The sequence below is a fragment of the Pseudomonas imrae genome, from assembly GCF_046352735.2.
In the GTDB taxonomy this organism is placed as follows: Bacteria; Pseudomonadota; Gammaproteobacteria; order Pseudomonadales; family Pseudomonadaceae; genus Aquipseudomonas; species Aquipseudomonas imrae.
In genome coordinates this window covers 4,212,611-4,225,332 of sequence record NZ_CP110853.2, presented here as the reverse complement: position 1 = coordinate 4,225,332, position 12,722 = coordinate 4,212,611, and the positions used below count along the sequence as shown (strand labels likewise).

Below are 12,722 nucleotides of genomic sequence, written 5' to 3'. Positions count from 1 at the left end.
CGGGAGATGGCTATCGCGAGCAAGCCCGCGATAGGGCCATCAGCATCGCCCCAGCCCCAAAGTAAAAAGGCCCCTGGATTCGCATCCAGGGGCCTTTGGCTTTTCAGCGGTAAGTTACGCCGCTTTCGCTTCCTGCTGGCTCAACGAGCGGTTCAGTGCGCTGAACACGGCCTTGAAGCTCGCAGTGGTGATGTTTTCATCAATCCCCACGCCATGTACCGGGCGCTCGCCGTTCACCCGCAGTTCGATGTAAGCCGCTGCCTTGGCATTGGTGCCGGCGCCGATAGCATGTTCGTTGTAGTCCATGATCTCGACACCAATCGGCAGGCCGGCGACCAATGCCTCCAGCGCGCCGTTACCCTTGCCATGCCAGCGCAGGTTGGTTTCGCCCTGGCCCTTGCCGGAAACTTCCACTTCCACCGAGCTATTGCCGTTTTCTTCCTGCAAACGATGGCTGACCAACGCGTACGGGGTGTTGGCTTGCAGGTATTCACGCTGCAACAGTGCATAGATCTGTGAAGCGGTCATTTCCAGGCCTACGCGGTCGGTTTCGGCCTGTACTACCTGGCTGAACTCGATCTGCATGCGACGCGGCAAGCTGATGCCGTATTCCTGCTCCAGCAGGTAGGCGATGCCGCCCTTGCCCGATTGACTGTTGACGCGAATCACCGCCTCGTAGCTGCGACCAATGTCGGCCGGGTCGATTGGCAAGTACGGCACTTCCCACAGGGCATCCGGTTTCTGCTGGGTGAAGCCTTTGCGGATCGCGTCCTGGTGGGAGCCCGAGAATGCGGTGTGGACCAGGTCGCCCACATACGGATGACGAGGGTGGACCGGGATCTGGTTGCACTCTTCGACGACTTTGCGCACGCCGTCGATATCCGAGAAGTCCAGTTCTGGGTTGACGCCCTGGGTGTAGAGGTTCAATGCCACGGTCACCAGGTCGACGTTGCCGGTGCGCTCGCCGTTGCCGAACAGGCAACCTTCTACGCGGTCGGCCCCGGCCATCAGGCCCAGTTCAGTGGCTGCAACCCCAGTACCACGGTCGTTGTGGGTGTGCAGGCTGATGATCACGCTGTCACGACGGTTGATGTGGCGGCCGAACCACTCGATCTGGTCGGCATAGATGTTGGGGGTGGCGCATTCGACGGTGGCAGGGAGGTTGAGGATCATTTTGTGCTCGGGTGTCGGGTTCCACACCTCGATCACCGCATCACAGACTTCCTTGGCGAACTCCAGTTCGGTCGCGCTGAAGGTTTCCGGCGAGTACTCGAACGTCCACTGGGTTTCTGGCTGCTGGGCTGCGTATTTGACGAACAGCTTGGCCGCGTCGACCGCGATAGCCTTGATTCCGTCCTTGTCCTGGTTGAAGACAATGCGGCGGAACGATGGCGAGGTCGCGTTATACAAGTGAACGATGGCTTTCTTCGCCCCGCGCAGGGATTCGAAGGTACGGGCGATCAAGTCTTCACGGCCCTGGGTCAGCACCTGGATGGTGGTGTCCTCGGGGATGTGGTTGTCTTCGATCAGGGTGCGCACGAAGTCGAAGTCGGTTTGTGAGGCGGCCGGGAACGAAGCTTCGATTTCCTTGACGCCGACGGCGACCAGGGTCTTCCAGAAACGCAGCTTCTTCACTGCATCCATGGGTTCGATCAGCGATTGGTTGCCGTCGCGCAAGTCGGAACTGCACCAGATCGGCGCGGCGGTAATGGTCTTCGACGGCCAGGTACGGTCCGCAATATCAATGGTCGGGAACGCGCGGTATTTCGAAGATGGGTCTTTGAGCATGCTCATCAGAAAATCCTTGTTGTAGGGCCGAAAAGAGGCGGCCTGCCGTAAAACTGTTGTTGGGGGATAAAACCGGGACGAGGCAGATCGATTCAGCCTGGCAGTCGTGCGCTGACCAGGCACAGGCTGCGGTGCTGACGAAGCTGAATGAGGGTGTGAGAGGTTTTCATAAGCCCAACCCTAACCGCAGGGGTTAAAGATCGCAAGCTGTCGCGAAAAATTGAGATAAGTTCTGCTATTTCTGATGTAAGCGAGATTTTGTGCTTTTAATATTGAATTAAACGAATTTTGTTTGCGCACCCGTTGCAGGGTGCGCAATCCAGCTCATGGGGCGAATGCGCCAATGAAAATCGCCGGATCCACCCGTGCATCGTTCAAGCTGACATTCCAGTGCATATGCGGTCCGGTCGCGCGGCCGGTCGAACCGACTTTCCCTACCACGGCGCCACGCGCCAGTTGCTGGCCCACCTTCACATCGATCTTCGACATGTGGCAAAACATGCTGATAAAGCCCTGGCCGTGGTCGACGAATACGGTGTTGCCATTAAAGAAATAGTTGCCGACCAGGATCACCTTGCCCCGCGCCGGGGTCTTGATCGGCGTGCCTGCCGGTACCGCAAAGTCCAGGCCGGAATGAGGGTTGCGCTCCTCGCCATTAAAGAAACGACGTACACCGAACTTGCTCGACAGCGGGCCGTTTACCGGCTTGTCCAGTATCAGGTTGCTGGGGATGGTCGGGCTGAAGGTGCGGTAAGCCTTGATCTGGATCGCCAGCTCGCTTTCGATGCGTTTGAGCTGCGCAGGCGCCGGGTTGACCTGGCTTTTGTTTTTCAGCGTGATGCGTTGTTCCGGGTACTTCTTGAAGCCCACGATAAAAGGCAGATTGCTGCCGCCGCTGTTGATCTGATGAGTACCCGGCTGTGTGGTCAGTGGGATGCCAACGATGGCAAGCCAATTGTCCTGCTCCTTGACCACCAGTACCGGTTTGCCCTGATAAGTGGCTTTTGGTGCCGCGGCCGCGGCGCCCAGGACAACCACCGCCACACCTCCCGGCACCGGTTTGTTCAGCGCTCGGGTGATAAAGCTGTCGGCATGGGCGGTAAAGGTCAGGCACAACAAGATCAACAAGCTTAAAAAGCGCGGCATGAATCAATCCAGTAATGAGAGGGTGACGGGTGTCAGGTGGTTGTCTTCCACCCGGACCTGTAGTTGGCCTTCGCCCAACCGTGCGGTGAGGCGCTGGCCGGTATGGGTTTGCGCCGCGTTGCGGATCGCCTGGCCGCGTTCGTCCAGAAGAATGCTGTAGCCACGCCCCAGGGTCGCCAGCGGGCTGACCACCTGCAACGTCTGCACCTGGCTTTGCAACTGCAGGCGACGGGCCTTGAGGCCCTCGCGCATGGCGCGTGGCAGGCGTTCGGCAAGGCTGTCCAGACGTTGGCGCAGCATTGCCAGTTGTCGGCCCGGATGCTGGCCGGCCAGGCGCGTTTCCAGGCGGATCAAGCGTTCGCGACGGGTATTGAGGCTGCGCTCGAAAGCACGGCGCAGGCGCATATCCAGATCGTCCAGGCGCTGGGCTTGCTGGCGCAGGCGCTCGCCGGGGTGGCGCAGGCGGCGGGCCATGCCTTCCAGGCGCAGGCGGTCATGCATCAAGCGGTTACGCATGCGCATGATCAGGCGTCGGTGCAGGCTTTCAACCTGGCGCACCAGATCGCTGGCGTCCGGCGCGAGCAGCTCGGCCGCAGCGGAAGGCGTGGGTGCGCGTACGTCGGCCACGAAGTCGCTGATGGACACATCGGTTTCATGGCCGACCGCGCTGACGATGGGCGTCACGCAAGCATCCACGGCCCTGGCCACGGCTTCCTCGTTGAAACACCAGAGGTCTTCCAGCGACCCACCGCCACGGGCCAGGATCAGTGCATCAAAGCCTCGTGCGTCGGCCAGCTTGAGGGCGCGAACAATCTGCGAGACGGCTTCGCGGCCCTGGACGGCGGTGGGGATCAATGTCAGTTGCACCTGCGGAGCACGACGGCGGAATACACTGATGATGTCGCGAATCACTGCGCCAGTCGGTGAACTGATAATGCCGATACGCCGAGGATGGGCCGGCAGCGGCACTTTTCGCTCGGCACTGAACAGGCCTTCGGCGCTCAGCTTCTCTTTCAGGGCATCGAACGCCAGGCGCAAGGCGCCGTCGCCGGCAGGCTCTACAGTGTCGAGAATCAATTGATAGTCGCCACGGCCTTCAAACAGCGAGACCTTGCCCCTTACCTTGACCGCCAGGCCATCTTTCAAGGCTTGGCGCACCCGCGCGGCATTTTGCCGGAACAGCGCGCAACGCACCTGCGCACCGCTGTCCTTGAGGGTGAAATACACGTGGCCGGAGGCCGGGCGGGCGAGGTTGGAGATTTCGCCTTCGACCCAGATATTGGTGAATACGTCTTCCAGCAACACCCGCGCGCGGCCGTTGAGCTGGCTGACAGTCAGGACTTCGCGGTCCAGGCCCAGGCGGGCAAAGGGATCTTTAATCATGGGCGGCAGTTTATAGGCATTCGCCCAGTGTTTGGCAGAATTGCGCGACCAGCGCGCTCGGAGCCTGCGCGCAGGCCATGGCCACGGTGCTGTAGCAATCGGGACCGGCCAGGGGACGGAAGTGAATGTTGGCCGGCGCGATGTCACGCATCGACTCGGGCAACAGCGCAATGCCAAACCCAGCCTGGATCAGTTGCAACTGGGTGGTCTTGCGGGACATCACCCGCGCAGCCTTGGGGAAGAATCCCGCGCGCATGCATAGCTCGGCTGACAGGTAACTCAAGCCGCCGCGCTGCGGGTGGGGGATCGAGATAAAGGCTTCGTTTTGCAATTGCGCCAGTTCAATGGCCGATGAGCTTCTGGCCAAAGGGTGGGCAGGCGGGACTGCCAGCAATAGTGGCTCCTTATATAAAGGCACGATGCGTACCCCTTCGCGCTGGCGCAGAACCGGCAAGCGCAACAGGCCGACTTCCAGCCGACCATCGGCAATGTCTTCCAGCTGCGCTTCAGAGGACAGTTTGATGATATCCATTGACACACCGGGACACTGTTCCAGCCAGGCGCTGATCCCACGCAGTACGCGCCCACTCATCGGCACGGTGCTGGAATGGCTCAGGCGCAGGGTGCCGAGTTGGCCGTGGCCCACCTGGGTCGCCAGTTCACTGGCCTTGTGCAACTCCCCCAGCAGGCTGCGCGCCCTTGGATAAAACGCTTCGCCGGCTGCCGTCAGGCGCGGTTGACGGGCAGTGCGCTCGAACAACGGTGTTTGCAGGAGAATTTCCAGTTCCTTGATCTGCCGGCTGAGGGCCGATTGCGCGACGAATAGCCGTTCGGCGGCGGCGCTGAAGCTGCCGCTCTCGGCGATTTCTACGAAGTAACGCAGTTGTCGGGTGGAAATCACAAGCCATGCCTTTTCGAGATGGGTGGAGGGTATTGAAGATATTAGTCGCAACACATCAGCTTGGCTAAAGTGAGGGCCTTGCTGACAAGGAATATTTCATGAGCCTGGTTGAATTGATGGGGCAGTGGTCGTTTGGAGTACTGGACTGGCTGGTGATCGGCCTGGGGATTGCGCTGGCCTATATCGTGTTTGGCATCGCCGGTTTTGGTACGGCGCTGGTGGCCGGGCCGATCCTGATTCTGTTCATGCCGCTGTCGAAGGTCATCCCGTTGCTGGTGTTGCTTGATTTCGTCGCGGCTTTTGGCAACCTGCTGCAATCACGGCGGGATGTGGTCAAGCCAGAGCTGTTGCGGTTGTTGCCATGCATGGCCATTGGCTGCACCCTCGGTGTGATCTTCCTGCTCAACCTGCATTCGGACCTGCTCCTGCTGTTGATGGGCCTGTTTATCAGTACCTATGCGATCTACAGCCTGGCGGTAAGGGCCAAGCCCACAGCCCTGGCTGCCGGCTGGTCGGTGCCGATGGGCGTGGTGGGCGGGTTGTTTGGTGCCTTGTTCGGCAGCGGCGGTTTTTTGTATGCGATCTACCTCAACAGCCGTTTGCCTAAAGACTCGGCGCGGGCGACCCAAAGTGCGTTGATCAGCGCCAGCACCTTGGTACGCCTAAGTCTGTTTTTGATCGCCGGGGTTTATACCGAACTGCCGTTGCTGATATTGGCGGTGTGCCTGCTGCCGGCGATGGCCCTAGGGTTGTGGGCGGGGCGACGACTGACCCAGCGCATGTCCCGGGAAGCGTTTGTGCGGTTGGTGACCTGGCTGGTGCTGGTCAGCGGCATTGCATTGATTGGACGGTATTTGAGTACTTGACCTGTGTCGGGCAGGGATTAAGCTGCCTGCCTTCAGGGCCTCATCGCGGGCAAGCCCGCTCCCACATTGGAATGCGATCGAATGTGGGAGCGGGCTTGCCCGCTATGGCGCCAGTAGCCACACCGCAGGACTCCCATGAATTCCCAAAGCATCCTTGTCCCGAAAATCTCCACCTTACCCGTGCATGAACCCCGCGCCCGGGCAATCGTGCGCTGGCTGGTGCGCAAGAACATCATCAAGGAAGAGCTGAGCACCTGTGGCCGCACTGGTAATCGCATGGGCTATGCACTGGCCGACGGTGCCCGCGCCGTGGTGCTGCACCCCGAGGCGCTGCCGTTCAACGAGCCGGTCAATGGCCTGGAAATCATCTACAAACGCTGCATCTATACGCCGGCCAAGGGCTTTCTCGAAGAAGCCGGCTGCCCGGAATGTCTTAAAGAAGTCGGGGAGGCGCTGTTCGATAGCCTGGAAGACTGGATGCCCGGCCACACCGATAATTTCACCTGTCCGCTGTGCGGTCATGAAGATGACATCAATGGGTTCCTGTTCTTGCAGGAGTGTGGGTTTTCCAACCTGGGGTTCATCTTCAACAACTGGGCGGAGGCGGGGTTCAAGCAGAGCTTTATCGACGAGTTTGCCGATTGGCTCGACCAGAAGATCAGTTGGGTCAAAGTCGAGCTGTGATTGCCAATACGGTCTTGGGCAGGAGGCCGGTTTATCCTTCTATCAGTATTACCAAGTTTGTCAGAGTTTTACATTGAGCCCGACAGGGTGCATGTATATAATGGCGCGCTTCCATTTTCCCGCTCGGGAGCCCCCGCGATGCTGCGTATCAGCCAAGAAGCTCTGACATTCGACGACATTCTCCTAGTGCCCGGTTATTCCGAGGTGCTTCCTAACGAAGTCAGTCTCAAGACCCGCCTAACCCGTGGCATCGAGCTGAACATTCCCCTGGTTTCTGCCGCCATGGACACCGTCACTGAAGCCCGTCTGGCAATCGCCATGGCTCAGGAAGGTGGCATCGGCATTATCCACAAGAACATGACCATCGAGCAGCAAGCTGCCGAAGTACGCAAGGTCAAGCGTTACGAAGCCGGTGTGGTGAAGGATCCAATCACCATCGAAGCCGACGCCACCGTGCGTGATCTGTTCGACCTGACCCGCATGCACAACATCTCCGGTGTTCCGGTGCTGCACGATGGTGACCTGGTCGGTATCGTCACTTCCCGTGACGTGCGTTTCGAAAACCGCCTTGAAGTCACCGTCCGCGAAGTGATGACGCCCAAAGAACGTCTGGTCACGGTCAAGGAAGGCGCCGACAAGAACGATGTGCGTGAACTGCTGCACAAGCACCGCATCGAGCGCGTGCTGATCGTCGACGACAAGTTCGCCCTCAAGGGCATGATGACCGTCAACGACATCGAAAAAGCCAAGGCTTATCCGCTGGCCAGCAAGGATGACCAGGGTCGTCTGCGCGTTGGCGCGGCTGTTGGTACTGGTAAGGACACTGGCGACCGCGTCTCGGCGCTGGTCGCTGCCGGTGTTGACGTGGTGGTGGTCGACACTGCCCACGGTCACTCCAAAGGCGTGATCGATCGCGTGCGTTGGGTCAAGCAGAACTTCCCTGAGGTCCAGGTGATCGGTGGCAACATTGCTACCGGCGCTGCTGCCAAGGCCCTGGCCGAAGCGGGCGCGGATGCGGTCAAGGTCGGTATCGGCCCAGGCTCGATCTGCACCACCCGTATCGTTGCCGGTGTCGGCGTGCCGCAAATCAGCGCCATCGCCAATGTCGCCGCTGCCCTTGAAGGCACTGGCGTACCGTTGATCGCCGACGGTGGTATCCGTTTCTCCGGTGATCTGTCCAAGGCCATCGTGGCCGGTGCTTCCTGCGTGATGATGGGCTCGATGTTCGCCGGCACCGAAGAGGCGCCGGGCGAGATCGAACTGTTCCAGGGGCGTTCGTACAAGGCTTATCGCGGTATGGGTTCGCTGGGCGCCATGTCCCAGGCTCAGGGCTCTTCCGACCGTTATTTCCAGGACTCCTCGGCAGGCGCCGAGAAGTTGGTTCCGGAAGGTATCGAAGGTCGTGTCCCTTACAAGGGCACCCTGAGCGCCATCATCCATCAACTGATGGGCGGCCTGCGTTCCTCGATGGGCTACACAGGCAGTGCCGATATCGAAGAAATGCGCACCAAGCCAGAGTTCGTGCGGATCACCGGCGCCGGCATGGCTGAGTCCCATGTCCACGATGTGCAGATCACCAAGGAAGCGCCTAACTATCGGGTCGGCTGACGCCGACAGCTAGAAGCCACAAGTTATAAGCTGCAAGCGGGGCTGTGTTGGTGCAGCTTCCGCGCAGCCCCCGATTACTTGCAGCTTGCAGCTTGAAGCTCGCAACTGCTCTTTTAGAGTTTCTTTCATGGCCCTCGACATTCACGCCCACCGCATCCTGATCCTCGATTTCGGTTCCCAATACACTCAACTGATCGCTCGCCGCGTGCGTGAGATCGGCGTGTATTGCGAACTGCATCCGTTCGACATGGATGACGAGGCGATCCGCGAATTCGCTCCAAAAGGCGTCATCCTCGCCGGTGGCCCCGAGTCCGTACACGAAGCCAACAGCCCGCGTTGCCCGCAGGCGGTATTTGACCTCGGCGTACCGGTCTTTGGTATCTGCTACGGCATGCAGACCATGGCCGAGCAACTGGGCGGCAAGGTCGAAGGCTCTGAGCTACGTGAGTTCGGTTATGCCCGTGTCGACGTAGTCGGCAAAAGCCGCCTGCTGGACGGCATCGAAGATCACATCGATGCCGACGGCCTGTTTGGCCTCGACGTGTGGATGAGCCACGGTGACAAGGTCACCAAGATGCCGGAAGACTTCCATATCCTGGCCAGTACCCCGAGCTGCCCGATTGCCGGCATGTTCAGCGACGAACGTCGTTACTACGGCGTGCAGTTCCACCCGGAAGTGACCCACACCAAGCAAGGCGGCCGCATTCTTTCGCGTTTCATTCTCGACATCTGCGAGTGTGAAGCCCTGTGGACTCCGTCGAAAATCGCTGAAGATGCTATTGCCAACGTGCGTGCCCAAGTCGGCACCGACAATGTCCTGCTCGGCCTGTCCGGCGGTGTTGACTCCTCCGTGGTAGCTGCCCTGTTGCACAAGGCCATCGGTGACCAACTGACCTGCGTGTTCGTCGACAACGGCCTGCTGCGCCTGCACGAAGGTGAGCAGGTTATGGCCATGTTCGCCGAGAACATGGGCGTCAAAGTGATCCGCGCCAACGCCGAAGATCAGTTCTTGAACAATCTGGCCGGCGAGTCCGACCCGGAGAAAAAGCGCAAGATTATCGGTCGTACCTTCATCGACGTCTTCGATGCCCAGTCCAACAAACTGGACAACATCAAGTATCTCGCCCAGGGCACGATTTACCCTGACGTGATCGAGTCGGCCGGCGCCAAGAGCGGCAAGGCCCACGTGATCAAGTCCCACCACAACGTGGGTGGTCTGCCTGAGGAAATGAACCTCAAGCTGGTAGAACCGCTGCGCGAACTGTTCAAGGACGAAGTCCGTCGCCTGGGCCTGGAACTGGGCCTGCCGTACGACATGGTCTACCGCCATCCATTCCCGGGCCCGGGTCTGGGCGTGCGGATCCTTGGTGAAGTGAAGAAGGAATACGCCGACCTGCTGCGTCGCGCCGACCACATCTTCATCGAAGAACTGCGCAAGGCCGACTGGTACCACAAGGTGAGCCAGGCTTTCGTGGTGTTCCAGCCGGTGAAATCGGTCGGTGTAGTCGGCGATGGTCGTCGCTACGCCTGGGTCGTGGCCCTGCGTGCGGTAGAAACCATCGACTTCATGACCGCCCGTTGGGCGCACCTGCCATACGAACTGCTGGAAACCGTCAGCGGTCGTATCATCAATGAAATCGAAGGTATTTCGCGCGTGACGTATGACGTGTCGAGCAAACCGCCGGCGACCATTGAGTGGGAATGATCCTGCAATAGCAGGTGAGCGTTGAATAACAAAACCCCGGCCGTTGAGCCGGGGTTTTGTGTTTTGTGACCCCGATAAATCAACTACCGCTGGTCAAAGTGTGGGAGAGAGCTTGCTCGCGATAGCAGAGTGTCAGTCGACAAATTTCGTGCACACGTAGCGCTATCGCGAGCAAACCCACATTTTTTAATCTTCGCTGGGCCTTACCGCCGCGCAATATCCGAAAAGTAGAACTTATCCAACGTATGCCGCGACTCGGTGTATTCGAACTGCCTGCCGTCCTGCAAAAACGTCTGGTTACTGACCACGATCACATGGCTCTGGCCGTCGAGGTCCAGATGTGCCTGGTCGTCCTTGCCTCGGGGCAGGGCTTCGATGGTGCGCTGGGCGTAGCTGATTTGCAGCTGCAACGTCTGTTCGATAAACGCGTAGATCGACTGTTCGGCAATGTCCCGGTCCAGGCCAGGAATCATATCGGCGACGAAGTGGTTGATGTCGAGGATCACCCGTTTGCCACCGATGCGCCGTACTCGCTTGATCCGGGTGATCAGGCTGCCGGGCTCGGCTTCGATATGTTCCAGCAGCGAACCTTCCAGTGGGAACTGGCTGAACTCCACCACTTCGGTGCGCACGTCATCCCCCAGGTCGGCATGGGTTTCAAGAAAGCTGACGATCCCGCCGAGCTGGAATTCGATGGGATTGGGCGATAACACAAAGGTGCCCTTGCCATGGATCTTTTGCGCAAAACCCCGCTCCTGTAACTGCTCGATGGCCCGACGTACCGTGCCACGACTGGCCTGATAGGCGTCCATCAGTTCGGTTTCGGAGGGGAGGCGCGTGCCGCGTTGCAGGCGTTCGGTGGTGATGCTGGCAAGCAGATCGGTATAGATCTGGTTGTATTTGCTCATGGGGAAGGACTCTGTGCAGCGTTTGCATTCAAGGCAGGAACCTTAGTGGCAGAGGTGGGGTTTGTCTATTGGGCCCTTGGGTATCGTCCTGCGAGGCGTGGGAAATCCATGCATTTGTAACTCGTCTGTACGAGTTGTTGCTTTAACTCGTCTGTACGAGTACTTTTGCCCTCGGCGTGCTGCCAATGACTGACCCCAAATAAAAAAATCAAAGTGGAAACCAAGCATGAGCCACGACTATACGAATATTGCCAGCGAGATTCTCGAGCACCTCGGGGGCAGCGATAACCTTGAGCAAGCCGCCCACTGCGTCACCCGCCTGCGCCTGGCGCTCAAGGACCCGAGCCTGGTCAACAACAGTGCGTTGAACCAGGTCGATCTGGTCAAGGGCTCGTTCTTCACCGGTGGCCTGTTCCAGGTAGTGATCGGCCCCGGCGAAGTGGAAAAAGTCTATGCCGCGTTGCGGGCAAAGACCGGCCTGGCGGCATCGACCATCGCCGACGTAAAACAAAAGGGCGCCGACAAAACCAACGCCATGCAGCGCCTGGTGCGGGTTTTCTCGGATGTCTTCATGCCGATCCTGCCAGCGCTGATCATTGCCGGCTTGCTCATGGGGGTGAACAACCTGATGGGTGCCAAGGGCATGTTCATCGAGGGGCAGACGCTGCTGGAGGCCTATCCAAACCTGGATGGCCTGTGGAGCCTGATCAACCTGATGGCCAATACCTCGTTTGTGTTCCTGCCGGCGCTGGTGGGTTGGTCGGCGGCCAAGCGCTTCGGCGGCAGTGAAATCCTCGGCATCGTCCTTGGCCTGATGTTGGTGCATCCGGATCTGCTCAATGCCTGGAACTACGGCAAGGCGGTCGCCGGTCTTGACGGCCAGAGCCTGCCGTATTTCGACATCTTCGGTTGGTTCCAGATCGAAAAGGTCGGCTATCAGGGGCAAATCCTGCCGATCCTGATGGCTGCCTACGTCATGAGCGTCATTGAAAAATGGCTGCGCGCACGCGTACCGAATGCCATTCAGCTGCTAGTGGTGCCTATCACCACCATTGTGGTCACCGGCGTGTTGGCCCTGGCGATTATCGGCCCGGTGACCCGTCACCTAGGCATCCTGATCACCGAAGGTGTGGTCACCCTGTTTGACCTGGCGCCAATGCTCGGCGGGGCGATTTTCGGCCTGCTGTATGCGCCGCTGGTGATCACCGGCATGCACCACATGTTCCTTGCCGTCGACCTGCAGCTTATTTCTACACAGGGCGGCACCTTTATTTGGCCGATGATTGTTATGTCCAACCTGGCCCAAGGCAGCGCTGCGCTCGGCGTGTTCTACATGAGTCGCAATGCCCGGGACAAAAGCATGGCCTCGACTTCAGCGATTTCCGCGTACTTCGGCATTACGGAACCGGCGATGTTCGGCGTCAATCTGCGCTTCAAGTTTCCGTTCTACGCCGCGCTGCTGGGCTCGGCGCTGGGCAGTATTTTCCTGTCGATGAACAAGGTCCAGGCCTCGGCCATCGGTGTGGGCGGCTTGCCGGGTTTTATCTCGGTCGTTCCGCAATCCATTGCGATGTTTGTGATCGGCATGGTCATCGCGATGGTGGTGCCGTTTGTTTTGACCTGTGCGCTGAGCATGAAGATTGTTCGGCCTGGGTATCGGGTCGCCTGATCCATTGCTATCGCGAGCAAGCCCGCTCCCACATTTTGAAATGCGTTCCAACCTGTGGAAGCGG

Annotated in this window: 10 protein-coding genes; 5 read left to right on the top strand and 5 right to left on the bottom strand. The window is 59.3% G+C overall.

Annotated features, from left to right (window positions below):
* Positions 1-114: 114 nt before the first annotated feature.
* From leuA to OQ460_RS19160, 4 genes are all read right to left on the bottom strand, one after another.
* Positions 115-1,794 carry a 2-isopropylmalate synthase gene (gene leuA, locus OQ460_RS19175; protein WP_410018946.1) on the bottom strand — a complete coding sequence of 560 codons (1,680 nt, stop codon included), beginning with the start codon at positions 1,792-1,794 and terminating at the stop codon, positions 115-117.
* Positions 1,795-2,112: 318 nt separating this feature from the next.
* Positions 2,113-2,934, bottom strand: coding sequence for a peptidoglycan DD-metalloendopeptidase family protein (locus OQ460_RS19170; protein WP_410018945.1), 822 nt, complete (start codon positions 2,932-2,934; stop codon positions 2,113-2,115).
* A 3-nt stretch (positions 2,935-2,937) separates the two neighbouring features.
* Entirely contained in the window at positions 2,938-4,317 is a 1,380-nt protein-coding gene (gene xseA / locus OQ460_RS19165) for an exodeoxyribonuclease VII large subunit (RefSeq protein WP_410018944.1), read from the bottom strand.
* A 10-nt stretch (positions 4,318-4,327) separates the two neighbouring features.
* The gene (locus tag OQ460_RS19160; RefSeq protein ID WP_410018943.1) at positions 4,328-5,218 is read right to left on the bottom strand and encodes a LysR family transcriptional regulator; all 891 of its coding nucleotides are present in this window, start codon (positions 5,216-5,218) and stop codon (positions 4,328-4,330) included.
* A gap of 98 nt (positions 5,219-5,316) precedes the next feature.
* Between OQ460_RS19160 and OQ460_RS19155 the strand changes: the two genes are divergently transcribed.
* From OQ460_RS19155 to guaA, 4 genes are all read left to right on the top strand, one after another.
* A complete protein-coding gene (locus OQ460_RS19155; RefSeq protein WP_410018942.1) occupies positions 5,317-6,084 on the top strand; it encodes a sulfite exporter TauE/SafE family protein in 768 nt (255 codons plus the stop codon).
* Between the two features lie 135 nt (positions 6,085-6,219).
* The gene (locus tag OQ460_RS19150) at positions 6,220-6,768 is read left to right on the top strand and encodes a sugar ABC transporter ATPase (RefSeq protein WP_410018941.1); all 549 of its coding nucleotides are present in this window, start codon (positions 6,220-6,222) and stop codon (positions 6,766-6,768) included.
* Positions 6,769-6,906: 138 nt separating this feature from the next.
* Complete coding sequence (gene guaB / locus OQ460_RS19145; protein ID WP_410018940.1) at positions 6,907-8,376, top strand: IMP dehydrogenase; 1,470 nt, start codon at positions 6,907-6,909, stop codon at positions 8,374-8,376.
* A 127-nt stretch (positions 8,377-8,503) separates the two neighbouring features.
* Positions 8,504-10,081, top strand: coding sequence for a glutamine-hydrolyzing GMP synthase (gene guaA, locus OQ460_RS19140; protein WP_250947274.1), 1,578 nt, complete (start codon positions 8,504-8,506; stop codon positions 10,079-10,081).
* Between the two features lie 203 nt (positions 10,082-10,284).
* Here guaA and treR read toward each other — a convergent pair whose 3' ends face one another.
* Complete coding sequence (treR, locus tag OQ460_RS19135; RefSeq protein ID WP_410018939.1) at positions 10,285-10,989, bottom strand: trehalose operon repressor; 705 nt, start codon at positions 10,987-10,989, stop codon at positions 10,285-10,287.
* 226 nt (positions 10,990-11,215) lie between these two features.
* Here treR and treP point away from each other — a divergent pair, with 226 nt between their 5' ends.
* Positions 11,216-12,658: a PTS system trehalose-specific EIIBC component gene (gene treP, locus OQ460_RS19130; protein WP_410018938.1), complete on the top strand. Its 1,443-nt coding sequence runs from the start codon at positions 11,216-11,218 to the stop codon at positions 12,656-12,658.
* The last annotated feature ends 64 nt before the right edge of the window (positions 12,659-12,722 follow it).

Bases quoted from the DNA above. Each gene is read 5' to 3' on its own strand.
- leuA (WP_410018946.1), bottom strand. From the start codon at position 1,794: ATGAGCATGCTCAAAGACCCATCTTCGAAATACCGCGCGTTCCCGACC.
- OQ460_RS19170 (WP_410018945.1), bottom strand. From the start codon at position 2,934: ATGCCGCGCTTTTTAAGCTTGTTGATCTTGTTGTGCCTGACCTTTACC.
- xseA (WP_410018944.1), bottom strand. From the start codon at position 4,317: ATGATTAAAGATCCCTTTGCCCGCCTGGGCCTGGACCGCGAAGTCCTG.
- OQ460_RS19155 (WP_410018942.1), top strand. From the start codon at position 5,317: ATGAGCCTGGTTGAATTGATGGGGCAGTGGTCGTTTGGAGTACTGGAC.
- OQ460_RS19150 (WP_410018941.1), top strand. From the start codon at position 6,220: ATGAATTCCCAAAGCATCCTTGTCCCGAAAATCTCCACCTTACCCGTG.
- guaB (WP_410018940.1), top strand. From the start codon at position 6,907: ATGCTGCGTATCAGCCAAGAAGCTCTGACATTCGACGACATTCTCCTA.
- guaA (WP_250947274.1), top strand. From the start codon at position 8,504: ATGGCCCTCGACATTCACGCCCACCGCATCCTGATCCTCGATTTCGGT.
- treR (WP_410018939.1), bottom strand. From the start codon at position 10,989: ATGAGCAAATACAACCAGATCTATACCGATCTGCTTGCCAGCATCACC.
- treP (WP_410018938.1), top strand. From the start codon at position 11,216: ATGAGCCACGACTATACGAATATTGCCAGCGAGATTCTCGAGCACCTC.